Source organism: uncultured Lutibacter sp. (assembly GCF_947495725.1).
In the GTDB taxonomy this organism is placed as follows: Bacteria; Bacteroidota; Bacteroidia; order Flavobacteriales; family Flavobacteriaceae; genus Lutibacter.
Genome location: NZ_CANLZZ010000001.1, coordinates 55,724 through 72,965 on the forward strand (window position 1 = coordinate 55,724; position 17,242 = coordinate 72,965).

Here is a 17,242-nt window from a genome sequence, read left to right on the forward strand (position 1 = left end):
CCAAAAATACTTCAAAATGAGATTTTTCTTAACAACTCTCCTATTATTAGGATTTTCAGCAATTGTATCTGCGCAATCTTACACACAACGCTTTAACACTTTAGATATTCAACATTATAAATTATCTATTGAAGTAAATGATACAACCAATATAATTAATGCAACTGCAGTAGTTTCTATTAAATTTAAAAAAATTGTTAATGATTTTGAGTTAGATTTAATTGCCATTGATTCTATAACTAAAATGGGAATGAAGGTAGACACCGTTTATCAAAATAAAATTTTAACAGATTTTAGCCAAACGGAAAATAAATTAAGAATAAAAACCAAACATGTTTTTCCAAAATTACCATATACATACACCATAAAATATAGTGGAATACCAAAAGATGGATTAATAATATCAGAAAACTTGTATGGTGACCGTACATTTTTTGGTGATAATTGGCCAAATAGAGCTCAAAACTGGTTTCCTTGTGTAGATCATCCATCTGACAAAGCCACAGTAGAATATATTATTAAAGCACCTAATTACTACCAAGTAATTGCAAACGGATTTGAAATTGAAGAAACCAATATTTCTAACAAATATAAACAGTATCATTATCAAACAACTGCTCCTTTACCTACAAAAGTAATGGTAATTGGGATCGCAAAATTTGCTGTTCAAAATATTGGTGAAACTCACAATATTCCTGTTTCTTCTTGGGTTTACCCTCAAACAAAGGATAAAGGATTTTATGATTATGCTATTGCAAAGGACATTTTAAGTTTCTTTATAGAAAATATTGGTGACTACCCTTTTTTAAAATTAGCTAATGTACAATCAAAAACTAGGTTTGGAGGTATGGAAAACGCGGGTAACATCTTTTATTTCGAAAAGTCGATAACTGGAGCGCAAGATCATAAAGATTTAATAGCTCATGAAATTGCCCATCAATGGTTTGGAAATTCAGTAACGGAAATAGATTGGAAACATATTTGGTTAAGTGAAGGTTTCGCAACTTATTTAACAGATTTATACATATTAAATTCTGATGGAGAAGAAGCGTTTTTACAACGATTAAAAGATGAACGCACAAAAGTTTTAAACTTTAGTAAACAGGAACTTACACCCGTTGTAAATCCGCATATTAAAGATTTAATGAATCTATTAAACCCTAATTCGTATCAAAAAGGTGCTTGGTGTTTACATATGCTTAAAAATGAAATTGGAACCGATAATTTTTGGAAAGGAATTAAAACTTTTTACAAATTTTATAAATTTCAAAATGCTTCAACAGACGATTTTAAACAAGTAATGGAACAAGTTTCAGGAAAAAATTTAGATATATTCTTTTCTCAATGGTTATATAAACCTGGACACCCAATATTAAAATCTACCTGGATTCATGGCGCATCAAAACTTAGAATTATAATTGAGCAATCCCAAAAAGTTGCTTTTCAATTTCCATTAGATTTAGAAATTGTATATTCTAATGGTTCTTCAGAAATAAAAACTATTAACGTAACCTCACAAAAAGATCCTTTTGTTATTCCAACCAAAGATTTGGATGTAAAAGAAATAAAATACGATCCAAATACTAACTTACTTTTTGAAATGGCAACTAAATAATTTATGAAATGTATACTTTGTAATTCAGCAACCAAACCATACTTTAAAACTAAAACTAAAAAATACTTTAAGTGTGAAAATTGCCAGGCTATAAGTATGGATTTTAAAAATTTTCCCACTAAGGAATATGAAATAAAAAGATATAGTGAACACAACAACGATGTAAATGATGTACGATATCAAAATTTTGTTAGTCCAATAGTTAACGAGGTTCTAAAAGACTTTACACCTAAAAATTTTGGTTTAGATTTTGGCTGCGGAACTGGACCTGTAATTACAAAACTGCTAAGAGACAAAGACTACCCTATTACAACTTATGACCCCTTTTTCCACAACAATTTAGAAGCTTTAAACAAAAGCTATAGCTTTATTGTTTGTTGCGAAGTAATTGAACATTTTCACAACCCCTTAAAAGAATTTAAATTATTAAAATCTCTGTTAAAACCAAACGGAAAGTTATATTGTATGACCGATCTATTTTCTGAAACAATTAATTTTAAGACTTGGTATTACAAAGATGACCATACGCATGTTATTTTTTACCATAAGAATACCATTAGATGGTTAAAGGAGTTTTTAGGTTTTTCAAAAGCAACTGTGAATAATAGGTTAATAATCTTCGAAGTATAATTTTAGCCTTATATTTGCAAAAACTAAAAAAATGACTTTTGCTGATTTAAATTTAAACCGCTTCTTACTTGATGCCTTGACAGAAATGGGGTTCGAAACACCTACTCCTATTCAAGCAAAAGCCTTTTCTATTATTATGAGCAGCAAAGATGTTGTTGGAATTGCTCAAACAGGAACTGGTAAAACTTATGCTTATTTATTGCCAATATTAAGAATGTTAACCTATTCCGAACAAAAACATCCTAGAGTTCTAATTGTAGTGCCAACACGTGAATTAGTTGTGCAAGTTCTTAGTGAAATTGAAAAATTAACACCCTATATAAATGTAAGATTTGCAGGTGTTTACGGAGGTACAAACCTTAATAAGCAAAAACAATTAGTTTATCAAGGTCAGGATATTTTAGTTGCTACTCCAGGAAGATTGTTAGATTTAGCTTTAGATGGTGTTTTAAAATTAAAACAAATTCAAAAACTGGTAATTGATGAGGTTGATGAGATGATGAATCTTGGGTTTAGATCTCAACTTATTACATTACTTGATTTATTGCCGAAAAAACGCCAGAACATTCTATTTTCGGCTACTTTAACAAGTGACGTAAACAATTTGTTAGACGATTTTTTTAAATCTCCTGTGAAAATTGAAGTTGCAAGCAGCGGAAGTCCGTTAGACACAATTAAACAATTTGCATATCCTGCCCCTAATTTTTACACCAAATTAAATCTCTTAGTTCATTTATTAAAAGATAAAGAAACATTTAATAAAGTTTTAATTTTTGTAAAAAATAAAAAACAAGCTAATATATTATTTGATGAATTAGATTTTATAATTCCTAATGAAACCGATGTAATTCATTCAAATAAAACACAAAATTACCGACTGCGTTCTGTAAAAAACTTTGAATTGGGATTTTTTAATGTTTTAATTGCTACAGATATTATTGCTCGTGGATTGGATTTAGCAAATGTAAGTCATGTAATTAACTTTGACATTCCAAATGAACCAGAAAATTATATTCACAGAATTGGTAGAACTGGAAGGGCCGAACAGGAAGGAATTGCAATTTCATTTTTTAACGAAGAAGAGGCCGAGTACTTGGGTGAAATCGAATTTTTAATGAACAAAGAAATTGATGTAATTGATTTACCTAAATCTATAGATATTTCTTCAAAATTGATTGATGAAGAAATGCCAAGAATTGAGCCTGAAAGAGTTGGTAAAAAAACGTTAGCTCAGCCAACCGGACCAGCTTTTCACGAAAAAAAAGAAAAAAATCAAAAGAAAAATCTTGGAGGCTCTTATCGTAGAGAAATTGCAAAAAAATACAAAAAGCCAAAAACTAGAGGGCAAAAAAGAAAATAATCAACCTGTTTATTTTTACTGTTTCTAAAGTAGAAATTATGTAAATTTGCCTTAATTTTTACTTATGCTTTTCCCTAAAGACAAACTACTGGAGATTCACAATTATATAGATTTGGTACACGCCAAATTATTGGAGTATGAATTGAAATATGAAACTCAAATAAACAATGTCCATCCAAATTATGCAAAAAGCGCAAAAAATTTAATCCATTATTTAGCTTTAAGAAGTTTTAATGTAGATGAATTTCAAAATAAATTATCTGCAATTGGATTGCCTAATTCTGGAGCGTCAGATTTAAGTATTCTTCATAATTTACTTAATTTTAAAACCATTGTAAATAGTTTATTAAAAATTGAAGAACCTATAACAACTAAATTGTTTTTAACGAATACTGAAGCAAAAAAACTGCTAAAAAACAATTCAAAAGTATTATTTGGCCCTAAAAAAAATAATAGGAAAACCAGCATTATGGTTACCCAACCCACAATTGCTTCTGAAAATAAGACATTTACAACTTCATTATTAAACTTAGGAATGAATTGCGCACGTGTTAATTGTGCACATGATGATAAAAAAGTTTGGAAAAAAATTATTACAAACATAAAAGAAGTTGAAGACGACTGTAAAATAATGATGGATTTAGGAGGTCCTAAATTACGAACTGGTAAAATGAAACCAGGACATAAGGTAGTTCGCATAAAACCTCAACGAAATACTTTAGGGCAAGTTACAGTTCCTGCAAAAATATGGCTTGCTCCTTTTGGAACCTTGCCTCCCGAAGGAGAAAAAGCGGATGCAATTATTCCTGTAAACAAAAAATGGCTAAAGAAAACTAAAAAAGGCTCTTATATTATTTTTAAAGATTCGAGAGATAAAAAATGTAAAATTAACATTGATGCCGTTAAAGGTAATGGTAGATGGGCATCAAGTTCAGACTCCGCTTTCGTTGCAACTGGAACATTATTAAATGTGTTTATAGAAAAAAAATCAGCTTCAGAAATACATAGTGTTCACGAAATTTTACCATTAGAAGAAGTTATATTTTTATTTGAAGGAGATTTATTGCGATTAGATAAAGATCCTATTTTAGGTGAACCAACTTTATATAATGAAGATGGAACAATTAAAGAAATTGCACATGTTAGTTGTACATTACCCAAAATATTTAATAACCTTAAAAAAAATGAACTCGTTTATTTTGATGATGGAAAAATTGAAGGTGTTATAAAAGAAATTAATTCTGATAATTTATTAATTGAAATTACAAACACTAAAAATAACGGAGGAAAATTAAAAGCAGACAAAGGAATTAACTTCCCTAATAGTAAATTAGGGATAAGTGGTTTAACCGATAAGGATAAGGAAGATTTAAAATTTGTATCTAAATATGCCGATGCTGTTAATTTTTCATTTGTAAATAACAAAAATGACGTTCAAGATTTATTAAATGAACTAAAAAAATTAAAGGCCAATATTGGAATTATTTTAAAAATTGAGACTCAAGAATCGTTTAAAAATTTACCAAGTATTTTACTAAAAGCAATGGAAAACTATCCCGTTGGAGTAATGATTGCTAGAGGAGATTTAGCAATAGAAACTGGCTGGAAAAATTTTGCTATTATTCAGGAAGAAATACTTCAATTATGTGAAGCAGCTCATTTACCAGATATATGGGCAACACAAGTACTTGAAAATTTAGCAAAAAAAGGAATTCCTACCCGTGCCGAAATAACTGATGCAGCAATGGCCCAGCGCGCAGAATGTGTTATGTTAAATAAAGGTCCATATATTGAAAAAGCAGTTAAAATGCTGGATAAAATATTACGTAGAATGGAAAAAATTCAAAAGAAAAAAAGAGCCATTTTACCAAAATTAGAATATTCGGAAGATCTTTAATTGTAGTTTACCTACTCAAAAACACTATAAAAGATAAAAATAACCCCCTAGAAAGCAATCAACTCTCTAAGGGGGTTTTTTAACCTAAATTCTATTTGAATATAATTTATTATTGAGCTATTTTAATCTCAACCCTTCTATTTAAAGCTCTACCATTTTTAGTGGAATTTGAGGCAATTGGCATACTTTCTCCGTAACCTTTTGCGTTAATATTAGTAGAAGAAATTCCTTTAGACACAAAGTAACTTTTAACTGAATTAGCTCTTTTATCAGATAATTTTTGATTAAAATTATCGTTTCCTTTACTGTCAGTATAACCAGAAATTTGAATTTTAGCTGTTGGATATTTTTTAAGTATTAAAACAGCTTCATCTAATTTTGAAATTGTTTCTGATTTAAAAGAATCTTTTGCTGTATCAAAATAAACAGTTTTAAACAAATCTTCTAGTTTCGATACTTCAGCTTTGGTAATAATTGGACATCCATTATTTGAAGCTGGTCCTGCTTCATTTATACAGTTGTCATTTTTATCTAAAACACCATCTTTGTCTGCATCTGGCCAAGGACAACCTTTATTTTCTTTTGGACCGGCTATTTGCGGACAATCATCTTCCTTATCAATTACGTTATCTCCATCTGTATCTGGACAACCACCATTAGCTTTAGTTCCTTTAATATTTGGACAATTATCAGCATTATCTGCAATACCATCTTCGTCAGTATCCGGGCACCCATTCAAAGTACTTAAACCAGCAATATTTGGACAACTATCTTTTGAATCTATTATTCCATCATTATCAGAATCAGGACAACCATTATACATTTCCAAACCAAAAACATCTGGGCAAGCATCGTCTTTATCAAAAACACCGTCACCATCAATATCGGCTCCTCCAAATCTAACAACAAACCCCAATGAATGCTGAAAATGTTGTGTATGTGGGCTTGAAGCAAAAGTGTGTTTATATTTAGATTCAATATTAAACCCTAAAGATTTATTTAACCATAAATTAAAACCTAAACCTCCGTTAAGTGATCCTTTTCCTACCTCATCTATGCTAATAAATCCAACACCTGTAGTTGCATATGGATCAAACCAAGATGTTTCTCCTAATAAATTATTAAGATCATATTTAACACCAGCATCAAAGGCATAATACAACAAATTATCGGCTTTAATGTCTCCAATTTTTTCAATTTTATTCACCGAACCCGCCAATTCTGCGGTAAATCCAGAAGTAATATATCTACTCACTGTTAATTTAGATATTGCCGGAATAACATTATAATGATCTCCCACGTTAAAAAACTCTGCATACCAACCGGCTGAATTACCTGAAGGAGTTATAATTCCTGCAGCATTTGTTGGGTAAAAATCCACAGCGTTAATACCAATTCCTATTGCCCAAGGATTATTTTCATCTTGAGCTACAACTTTGTTTAAACCACAAACTAAAAATACAGTTAAAATGGCAAGTTTAAATTTAATCATTATTAATTTACTTTGTTATGGTAATTTTAAAAGTATAATTACCATTGTTAAATATTTCTTTTTACACTCTATAATATTGAAACTAATTCAACATCATTTCTTTAGACACTTTTTAAAAAAAAGGTCACTAATTTCTCTTGAAATATTTAACATTAAAGAAGTTTAACAGTTAAATTCAATTACAATACTAAGTAAAATTGATTATTTTGATTTTTTTTAATAACAAAAAAGCCCCTGCAAATTGCAGAGGCTTTTTAATATATGATTATGAATCCTATTTGTAAACTTCTTTTACAAAATCTTCGTAGTTCATTTCTTTAACTTTAAAAGTAATTTTCTCTTTATAAAAAGCTAATAATTTTTGACTAATTAACTGCTCTTGTAAACGTTTAGCTTCATCTTGATTACTTAATACACGTTGTACAATATCATCCAATTCTTTTTCTTCTGGATTTAATTGTCCGTATTGTGCCATTTGAGCTTTTACAAAACCTTTAGTAAAGTCTTTCAATTCTTCAAAGTCAAGTTTAATATCGTTATCCTTTAATACTTTCCCTTCAATTAATTGGTAACGTAAACCTTTTTCTGATTTTTCAAATTCTTCTGCAGCTTGCTCAGGTGTTAATGGATTTTCACCTGCAACAGCTAACCATTTTTTTAAGAAATCAGCAGGTAAGTCAAATTTTGTATTTTCAACCAAATACTCAGTAACGGCATTTAATAATTGCTGATCTGCTTGAGTTTGAAATTGCTTTTCAGCATCTTCTTTTATTTTCTCTCTTAATTCTTCTTCAGATTTTACAACATCTGGACCAAAAACTTTATCGAATAATTCTTGATTTACTTCAGCAAGTTCTGTAACGTTAATTTCTTCAACAGTAAATGTTAATGGAATGTCTAAATCGTGAATTTCATCATGACTTACACCTAAAGCTCCCATTAGTTTGTGATCATCATCAAAAAGACCTTTTGATTTTAACTCAATTACATCTCCAACTTTTGCTCCAATAAATTTCTTTTGATTTACTTTTCCTTTAATAGAAACTAACTCAATTGTAGATTTTTTATCAATTCCTTTTTCTTCATTTGCAAAAGAACCAGCAATATTTACACCTTCTTCAACTACTTCTTTTGGTACAATTTTACCAAAACGTTTTTGAATATTTGCAACTTCTTTATCTAATAATTCTTTATCTGCTACAATATTATATTGCGTAATCTTCTTTTTAGCATCTAAGTTTACTTCAAACTCTGGAGCTAAACCTAATTCAAATTCGAAAGAATAATCCTCAGTCTCCCAAGAAAAATCATCTTGCATTCTAGGTAATGGATTTCCTAAAATATCCAATTTCTCCTCAACTAAATAATTGTTTAATGATTCTTGCAATAATTTGTTAACCTCATCAATCATTATTGATTTCCCATATTGTTTCTTTATCATTCCCATTGGAACAAAACCTTTTCTAAAACCTGGGATATCGGCTTTTTTACGGTAATCTTGTAAAATATTCTCTACCTTTTCTTGGTAATCAGCAGAAGAAATTTCAACCTTTACAACTGCATTTAATGCATCAACATTTTCTTTTGTAATATTCATTTTATGTTGTTTTTATCTTAAATCATTAAAAATTGGGTGCAAAAGTACTACTTTTTTAAACACCTTACAAACATTTAACATGTTCAATTTCAACTATTTTCTTTCTTTTCTTTTAAAAATGAATACAAAATAGATTGAAACAAGGATAACAGTAAACTAAATAGCAATGCTACCCAAAATCCAGAAACTGTAAAACCAGTAACAAAATAACCCGCCAACATTATTATTACTGCATTAATAACAAGTAAAAATAATCCTAATGTTACTATTGTAGCAGGTAATGTAAAAAATATAAGAAGCGGTTTTACTGTAACTCTTAATAAGCCTAATACAACGGCTACTATTAGTGCACTTTTATAACCTTCGGCAAGTGTAATTCCTGGTAAAAATTCGGCTAATACCACTACTGCAATTGCCGTTAATAAAATTTTTAAAATAATTTTCATAGTATAAAATTTATATGAGCTATAAATTTAACTATAATTGTGCCAATTCTAAAATCAGCTTAAAAAAGTGACAACTTCAGTAAAAAACTGTGCAGGATTCTCGGCATGTAGCCAATGTCCTGCATTTTTGACAGTTATAATTTTAGCATTTGAAAAATGAGCTTCAATTAAACCTTCGTCTTCATTTGTAATATAATTAGAGTTTTCACCTTTTAAAAACAAGGTTTCACCATCAAAGTTAGTAAATGATGGTAAGGCCTCACCAACTTCCGAATTATTATCCGTTAAACTTTGAAGATTAAACCTAAATGCTAATTGATTTTTTGTTTTTCTATATACATTTTTAAGCAAAAACTGCAATATTCCAGGTTCCTTAATATACACCTTTAAAATATCTTCAACTTTTTTTCTGGTGTCTTGGATGTCAAAATTTACAGCATTCAAAGCTGCTAATATATATTCGTGATGTGGTTTATAATACTTTGGGCTTATATCTGCAACTATTAATTTGTTAACCATTTCAGGATATGTTACTGCAAAAAGCATTGCAACCTTACCTCCCATAGAATGTCCTAATAAATTAACTTTTTCTAAATTGTGATAATTTATATAATTAAATAAATCATCCACCATTAACTCATAATCAAAATCATCGGAATGAAAACTTCGACCATGATTTCGTTGATCTAAAATATGCACCTCAAATCTTTCACTAAACTTATTTGCTAACGATTTCCAATTATCACTCATACCAAAATAACCATGTAATATAACCAAAGGACTTCCTTCTCCTTTAATAGTTGAATGTAGTATCATTTTTTCAATTACGATTTTATAATTTTCAACTTGTATTTATACATGTTTATTACATTTTCTAAACCTAGATAAAGTGATTCTGCAATTAAAGCATGGCCAATTGAAACCTCTAATAAGTTAGGGATATTTTCAGCAAAAAACTGAATATTATCTAAACTTAAATCGTGACCAGCATTTATTCCTAAACCCAATTCACCGGCTAAAACAGCTCCCTTTGCATATGGTTTAATAGCTTCTTTGTTCCCTAATGAATATTGCGTTGCGTAATCTTCGGTATATAATTCAATTCTATCTGCACCTGTGGTTGCGGCAGCTTCAATCATTTTTAAATCTGGATCAACAAATATTGAAGTTCGTATACCTTTAGATTTAAATTCAGAAATAACCTCTTGTAAAAATGTTTGGTTGGTGATAGTATCCCAACCAGCATTAGAAGTAACTGCATTAATTCCATCGGGCACTAAAGTAACTTGAGTTGGACAAACATCTAACACCAAATCCATAAATTTCTGAATTGGATTACCTTCTATATTAAACTCTGTAGTAACTATTTTTTTTAAATCATAAGCATCTTGATATCTTATATGACGCTCATCTGGTCTTGGATGAATTGTAATTCCTTCGGCTCCAAACTCCTGAATATCAGAAGACACTTTCACAACATTAGGAAAATCGGCTCCTCTAGAGTTTCTTAAAGTCGCAATTTTATTTACATTTACGCTTAATTTTGTCATAACTAAATTGTTATTTATTTAATTGAGTGCGCAAATTTACGAACTAAGAATATGTTTTTGGTTTTATTTTTGATTAATTTGTACTATAATAGAAAACTAATGGATTTAACCTCATACATATTAAAAGAATTTAAACCTCTTTCTTTGGAAACAAAAGTTTCTGAAGTGAAATCTCTTTTTAATGAGAATGAGTATTCACATTTTCCAATAATTCAAAACAATGTATTAATTGGATTAATTTCAGAAACTGATATTCAATCAATCGACGAGGAAAACAAAGAAATTGGTTACTTTCAATACTTATTTCAACTTTTTTACACAGAAGAAAGCAACAATTTATTAGATCTAATAAAGATTTTCGCATCGAACGAAACAAGTCTAGTTCCTGTTATAGACGAAAAAAAACAATATATTGGCTATTTTAATTTAATCGATATTTTACACGTATTAAACGAAACTCCATATTTAAATGAGGAAGGAATTGTATTATTACTTGAAAAAGAAATTAGCGAGTTTTCTTTTAGCCAGGTATGTCAAATTGTAGAAACAAATAATGGTAAAATTTTAGGTTTATTTACTTCCGAAATTGGAACAAGCACTTTAAAAATAACACTTAAATTTACCTCTCAAGATGTTAACGAAATTATTCAATCTTTTAGAAGATATGACTATACTATTTTATCTAATCACGAAGAAGATTTTTATTTAGAAGATTTAAAAGAACGTTCGGAATACTTACAAAAATACCTAAACATATAAGAATGAGAGTTGCCGTTTACTCACAATTTTACAAAAGTGTTGACAAACCATATATTATTGAATTATTTGAAGTTTTAAATAAAAATAACATTGAGGTTTTTGTTGAGCATAATTATTATTTAGAACTTAAAAAGAACATTAATCACCTTAATTACAGCACATTTAAATCGTATGAAGAGTTAGATAATTCTTTCGATTTCATGTTTACAATTGGAGGTGATGGTACAATTTTAAGAGCTGTTACTTATATTAGAGCCTCAAACATTCCAATTGTAGGTATTAACGCTGGGAGACTTGGTTTTTTAGCTACAATTCAAAAGGAAAACATTTTAAATGCCGTTGAATTACTACTAAAAAAAGAATACAAAATTAAAGAACGTACTTTATTAAGTGTTAGCACTTCTCCTAAAATTGAAAGCTTAGCCTCTCTTAATTTTGCGCTAAACGAAGTATCGGTAAGTAGAAAAAATACTGCCTCAATGATTACCATTCGAACATATTTAGATGATGAATTTTTAAATTCATATTGGTCGGACGGATTAATAATTTCAACTCCAACAGGATCTACTGGGTATTCATTAAGCTGCGGCGGTCCAATTATTACTCCACAAGCAAAAAGTTTTGTGCTTACCCCAATTGCTCCTCATAATTTAAATGCTCGACCATTAGTAATACCGGATAACACCAATATTAAATTTACCGTTAGTGGTAGAGAAAATAAGTTTTTCTTGTCTTTAGATTCTCGAATTACCACAATAAATAACCATACAGAAATCACTGTAAGTAAAGCCGATTTTAATTTAAAAATGGTTCAATTTAACGAACAAACCTTTCTGAAAACACTTAGAGAAAAATTACTTTGGGGTCAAGACACCAGAAACTAATACTTTTTTTAATCACTGTAATAGCATTTAATTATTACAATAATTTTGCGTAAAAACAGTTTATCAAAAAAGACTTTGATTAACTTCTAAAAGCAAATAGAATTAATTATATTTGCACGCTATTTTATATATGAAAAAAATATTTTTTTTTATCGCATTTATCTGTTTAACAACAACTTCCCATTCTCAAATTAATGAAATTGGAATTATTGTTGGTGGTAGTAATTACATTGGCGATGTTGGTTCCGAAACTTACATTAACCCAAATAGCCTTATGGGAGGTGTTATTTATAAATGGAACTTAAATCCAAGAATATCTCTTAGAGGAACATTTACCCTAACACAATTAGAGGCCGATGATACCGATTCATCTAACAATTATCGTTTTTCAAGAGGAATAAGTTTTAAAAACAATTTAAAGGAATTAGCTATTGGAATGGAGTTCAATTACTTCGAATACAACCTTGATGATTTTAGAAAAACTAGAACTCCCTATATTCTTGTAGAGTTAGCAGCATTTAATTACAGTACAATTGTTGATGGCACAGATCCATCTAACTATAAGTACGAATCGAAAACTTCGTATGCAATACCTTTTGGAGTTGGTTACAAATCATTGTTATTTGGTGATTTTGCTTTCGCAATTGAAGTTAGAGCTCGTTATACTTTTGTTGATGATATTGATAATAATAACCAAGATATACCTTCATTAAATTTTGGAAACCCTTCAAGTAATGATTGGTATGTTTTTAGCGGTCTGTCCTTAGTTTATTCATTTGGCAGACCTCCTTGTTACGCAACACCTTATTAATGGATATTTTAAAAGCTCAAATACTAAAAAACAAAATTCCGCAGCATATTGCCATAATTATGGACGGTAATGGCAGATGGGCAAAGCTTAAAAATAAACCAAGAGTTTATGGTCATAAAAATGGCGTAAACTCTGTTCGTGAAGCAATAGAAAGTTGCGGCGAACTTGGAATTAAATATTTAACTCTATATGCCTTTTCAACGGAAAACTGGAACCGACCAAAATTAGAAGTTAAAACACTAATGTCTTTATTAGTTTCTTCCTTAAAGAAAGAACTTAAAACACTTCAAAAAAACAATATAAAACTTCGAACCATAGGAAATCTAAACGACTTACCTAAAAGTGTCCAAAAAGAACTGATTGAAGTTATTGAAAAAACAAAAAACAACACCGCTTTAAACCTCACTTTAGCTTTAAGTTACGGGTCGAGAGATGAAATTGTTAATGTTATCAGAAATATATCAAAAAAAGTTGTTAATAATGATCTAGCCATAGAAGAAATTAACGAAAATATTATTAATAATCATTTATATACGTTTTCTTTGCCTGATGTTGATTATTTAATTCGCACTAGTGGCGAAAAGAGAATCAGCAATTTTTTATTATGGCAAATTGCATATGCCGAAATGTATTTTACAGATACTCTTTGGCCCGATTTTAAAAAAGAAAATCTGTTTAATGCAATTTTAGAATATCAAAATAGAGAAAGACGGTTTGGAAAAACCAGTGAACAAATTGAAAAAATAAATGAATAAATTTAGAATAGCCCTTTTACTTTTTGCTATTATTTTTAGTGCTAACTCGTTAAAAGCGCAGGAAAAACAAGAAAATAATAAAAAAAATGTTGACATTGAAGATACTGAAGTTAAGCAAGACTCTATTGAGGTTAAACAAGACACAATTGTTCCTACCAATTTAAAGTCTGTTTTTGTTAAAGAAAGTTCTTATGAATTAGGAGGAATGACCGTTAAAGGTCTAAAAAAGTTTGAGGAACAAACCGTAAAAGTTTTTAGTGGTTTAAAAGTTGGTCAGGAAATTAAAATCCCTGGAGACAAACTAACAAGTGCCATTAAAAAATTATATGAGACAAAGCAATTTAGTAACGTTGAAGTATATGTAGCTAAAATTGATGGGCCAGTTATATATTTGGAATTTGATGTTGAAGAACTTCCTCAACTTAATAACATAAAAATTACAGGTGTTAAAGAAAGCAAAGCTAAAGAACTTCAAAAAGATGCTGAGTTAAAAAAAGGAGCAATGGTTACCGATAACCTAGTTGTAACTACAAGCAACTATATTAAAAAGAAATATCAAGAAAAAGGATTCCTTAAAACCAAAGTAACCCTAGACACCAAAAAAGATACTTCCGAAGTAAATGCTGTTGATATGTTTGTTCATATTGACAAGGGGAATAAAGTGAAAATTAAAAATATAACTTTTGAAGGAAATGATGCCTTTAGTGGCAAAAAATTGCGAAAAGCAATGAAAAACACTAAAAAGAAAATGCCTGGGCGTTTTTGGAAAGGCTCTAAATATATTGAAGCTGATTTTAAAGAAGATTTAGAAAGTATTATTGATGCCTACAGTGAAAAAGGACATAGAGATGCCCAAATAGTTGATCACTCATTAACGTGGAATGATGACAACACATTAAATTTAAACCTAAAAGTAGAAGAAGGTAAAAAATACCTTTTTGGCGACATAAAATTTATTGGAAACAGTAAATATACCGATGAACAATTACAACGTGTATTAAGAATAGAAAAAGGAGACACTTATAATGGTAAGGTATTAAAAGAAAGAGTTACAGGTGATGGCTCTCCCGATTCTGAAGATATTGCTACTGTTTATCAAAACAACGGATATTTATTTTCTCGAGTTTTACCAGTTGAAACAAGAGTTAACAACGATTCTATAGATGTTGAAATAAGAATTTATGAAGATCAACAAACAAAAATTAGAAAAGTAACAGTAAACGGTAACGACCGAACGAATGACCACGTTGTATTTCGTGAAATTGCTACCAAACCTGGATATTTATATAGTAAAGCTGATATTATTAGAACAATTCGTGAAATTGGTCAATTAGGATTTTTCGATGCAGAAGCAATAACACCTGATATTAAACCTAATCACACAGATAAAACTGTTGATATTGATTACACCGTTGCTGAAAAAGGATCAAGTCAAATTGAATTACAAGGTGGATATGGTGGAGGATCCTTTATTGGAACACTTGGTTTAAGCTTCAATAACTTTTCAACAAGAAATATTTTTAATAAAAAAGCATACAAACCTCTTCCAATGGGAGATGGGCAAACACTTTCTTTAAGATTACAAAAAAGTAGATATTATACAACCTCAAGTTTTTCATTTACCGAGCCTTGGTTAGGAGGTAAAAAACCAAGATCACTTTCGTTTTCTGTTTATAATTCTAAACAATTTAGATACGACTATTATACAAACAACGTAGATAAAAGTCAACGATTAAATATTGTAGGTGCTTCCATAGGATTAGGACAACGTTTAAAATGGCCAGACAACTACTTTACGCTTTCACAAAGCATAAGTTACCAATTATACGATTTAAAAAATTATCCGATATCTACATTTTCATTCTCAACTGGAGAATCAAATAACTTGGCATACAACATAACTTTAGGAAGAAGTTCAGCCGGACCAAATCCAATTTTTCCAAAATCGGGATCTGATTTTAGTATTGGAGCAAAGGTTACCTTCCCATACTCATTATTTAATGATAAGGATTACGAAAATATTGAAGATCAAGATAAATATAGATGGTTAGAGTATTATAAAGCAAGTTTTAAAGGGAAATGGTATACTTCTTTATCAAATAAAGTGGTACTAATGTCAAATGCTGAATTTGGATTTTTAGGGCATTATAATAAAAAATTAGGTGACTCACCATTTGAGCGTTTCTTTGTAGGTGGAGATGGTATGGCACAATTTCAATTAGATGGTAGAGAAACCATTGCTTTAAGAGGTTACGAAAACGGAAGACTTTCATCAATTGCTGGAGGAACAATTTATAATAAATTTCAAATGGAACTTCGTTACCCAATTACTTTGAAACCTTCTGCCTCAATATATGCGTTAGGATTTTTAGAAGCTGGAAACTCTTATGATGGTTTTAGTAATTTTAATCCCTTTAAAATGAAAAGATCTGCCGGACTAGGTTTAAGAATATTTATGCCCGCCTTTGGATTATTGGGTATAGACTTTGCTCACGGGTTTGATCCTTTACCTGGCGAAACCACGAAATCGGGATGGCAAACTCACTTTATAATTGGGCAACAATTCTAAAGTAAATCTGTTATATTTGTAAATGAATATTTAAATTGGCACGATTTTTTCTAAATACATATTAGTTATGATAAAAAAAGTTTTCTTATTAACGTTTTTAATTGTTGGTATTTCATCAATTGCACAACGCTCACAAAGAATTGGCTATATTGATATGGAATATATTTTGGAAAACTTGCCCGAATACAATGAAGCTCAATCTCAAATTAATTCAAAAGCTTTAAATTGGCAAAAAAAGATTGAAAAACAACAAAAAGAAATTGATGATTTAAAATCTGAATTAAATATTGAAAGAGCTTTAATGACAAATGAATTAATTTTAGATAAAGAAGAAGATATTCAAATTAAAACTTTAGAAATAAAAAAATTACAAGATTCGTATTTTGGAGTTAATGGAGATTTATTTTTATTAAGACAACAATTGGTTCAGCCGATTCAAGATTTAGTTTACAATGCAATTCAAGACATAGCGGTTAAAAGAAAATATGATTTTGTTTTAGATAAATCTACAGATTTAGTTATGCTGTATACCAACAAACAATACGATATTAGCGAACTAGTTATTAAGAGTATTAGCCAAACTAAAAAAGTTGAAAAAGTTAAAGAAAAACAAAAAGGAAAAGAAATTGGCCCGGATATTGTAAATAACAATACCGATAACCAAGAATCTAAAGAGGTTACAAAAAAATTAGATGAAAGAGCTACAAAAAAAGCTCAATTACAGAAGAAAATTGAAGAACAAAGAGCTGCACAACTTAAAAAACGAGAGGAGCTCAAAAAAGCTATCGAAGCAAAACGTTTAAAAAGAATACAAGATATAGAAGACGCTAAAAAAGCAAAAGAAGAAAAAAACACGAATAATTAATTTAAATAACAC

The 17,242-nt window shown here is 29.6% G+C and carries 15 protein-coding genes; 10 read left to right on the forward strand and 5 right to left on the reverse strand.

Going from position 1 to position 17,242, the window contains the following annotated elements; all coding sequences use genetic code 11:
- Positions 1-16 precede the first annotated feature (16 nt).
- From Q0776_RS00235 to Q0776_RS00250, 4 genes are all read left to right on the forward strand, one after another.
- A complete protein-coding gene (locus Q0776_RS00235; protein WP_298363391.1) occupies positions 17-1,615 on the forward strand; it encodes a M1 family metallopeptidase in 1,599 nt (532 codons plus the stop codon).
- 96 nt (positions 1,616-1,711) lie between these two features.
- Positions 1,712-2,245, forward strand: coding sequence for a class I SAM-dependent methyltransferase (locus tag Q0776_RS00240; RefSeq protein ID WP_298363393.1), 534 nt, complete (start codon positions 1,712-1,714; stop codon positions 2,243-2,245).
- Between the two features lie 31 nt (positions 2,246-2,276).
- Positions 2,277-3,605 carry a DEAD/DEAH box helicase gene (locus Q0776_RS00245; protein WP_298363395.1) on the forward strand — a complete coding sequence of 443 codons (1,329 nt, stop codon included), beginning with the start codon at positions 2,277-2,279 and terminating at the stop codon, positions 3,603-3,605.
- 64 nt (positions 3,606-3,669) lie between these two features.
- Positions 3,670-5,502 (forward strand): pyruvate kinase, encoded by a 1,833-nt coding sequence (locus Q0776_RS00250; RefSeq protein WP_298363397.1) that lies wholly within the window; start codon positions 3,670-3,672, stop codon positions 5,500-5,502.
- A 109-nt stretch (positions 5,503-5,611) separates the two neighbouring features.
- Here Q0776_RS00250 and Q0776_RS00255 read toward each other — a convergent pair whose 3' ends face one another.
- The 5 genes from Q0776_RS00255 to Q0776_RS00275 all read right to left on the reverse strand — a co-directional run bounded on the left by Q0776_RS00255 (position 5,612) and on the right by Q0776_RS00275 (position 10,587).
- Positions 5,612-6,994 (reverse strand): OmpA family protein, encoded by a 1,383-nt coding sequence (locus Q0776_RS00255; protein ID WP_298363399.1) that lies wholly within the window; start codon positions 6,992-6,994, stop codon positions 5,612-5,614.
- Positions 6,995-7,268: 274 nt separating this feature from the next.
- On the reverse strand, positions 7,269-8,591 hold the full coding sequence (gene tig, locus Q0776_RS00260; protein WP_298363402.1) for a trigger factor: 1,323 nt from the start codon (positions 8,589-8,591) through the stop codon (positions 7,269-7,271).
- 89 nt (positions 8,592-8,680) lie between these two features.
- Positions 8,681-9,037, reverse strand: coding sequence for a phage holin family protein (locus tag Q0776_RS00265; RefSeq protein WP_298363405.1), 357 nt, complete (start codon positions 9,035-9,037; stop codon positions 8,681-8,683).
- Between the two features lie 54 nt (positions 9,038-9,091).
- Positions 9,092-9,853: an alpha/beta fold hydrolase gene (locus tag Q0776_RS00270; RefSeq protein ID WP_298363407.1), complete on the reverse strand. Its 762-nt coding sequence runs from the start codon at positions 9,851-9,853 to the stop codon at positions 9,092-9,094.
- 8 nt (positions 9,854-9,861) lie between these two features.
- Entirely contained in the window at positions 9,862-10,587 is a 726-nt protein-coding gene (locus Q0776_RS00275; protein WP_298363408.1) for a pyridoxine 5'-phosphate synthase, read from the reverse strand.
- A 99-nt stretch (positions 10,588-10,686) separates the two neighbouring features.
- Here Q0776_RS00275 and Q0776_RS00280 point away from each other — a divergent pair, with 99 nt between their 5' ends.
- The 6 genes from Q0776_RS00280 (at position 10,687) to Q0776_RS00305 (ending at position 17,230) form a co-directional block, all read left to right on the forward strand.
- Positions 10,687-11,346, forward strand: a complete 660-nt coding sequence (locus Q0776_RS00280; protein ID WP_298363409.1) for a CBS domain-containing protein — start codon at positions 10,687-10,689, stop codon at positions 11,344-11,346.
- A 2-nt stretch (positions 11,347-11,348) separates the two neighbouring features.
- A complete protein-coding gene (locus Q0776_RS00285) occupies positions 11,349-12,230 on the forward strand; it encodes an NAD kinase (protein WP_298363410.1) in 882 nt (293 codons plus the stop codon).
- A 130-nt stretch (positions 12,231-12,360) separates the two neighbouring features.
- The gene (locus Q0776_RS00290) at positions 12,361-13,041 is read left to right on the forward strand and encodes a DUF6089 family protein (protein ID WP_298363413.1); all 681 of its coding nucleotides are present in this window, start codon (positions 12,361-12,363) and stop codon (positions 13,039-13,041) included.
- The gene (locus Q0776_RS00295; RefSeq protein WP_298363414.1) at positions 13,041-13,796 is read left to right on the forward strand and encodes an isoprenyl transferase; all 756 of its coding nucleotides are present in this window, start codon (positions 13,041-13,043) and stop codon (positions 13,794-13,796) included. The genes Q0776_RS00290 and Q0776_RS00295 overlap by 1 nt, the downstream gene beginning before the upstream one ends.
- Entirely contained in the window at positions 13,789-16,365 is a 2,577-nt protein-coding gene (bamA, locus tag Q0776_RS00300; protein WP_298363416.1) for an outer membrane protein assembly factor BamA, read from the forward strand. Before Q0776_RS00295 ends, bamA begins: the two co-directional genes overlap by 8 nt.
- Positions 16,366-16,432: 67 nt before the next feature.
- Complete coding sequence (locus Q0776_RS00305; RefSeq protein WP_298363418.1) at positions 16,433-17,230, forward strand: OmpH family outer membrane protein; 798 nt, start codon at positions 16,433-16,435, stop codon at positions 17,228-17,230.
- Positions 17,231-17,242: the final 12 nt, after the last annotated feature.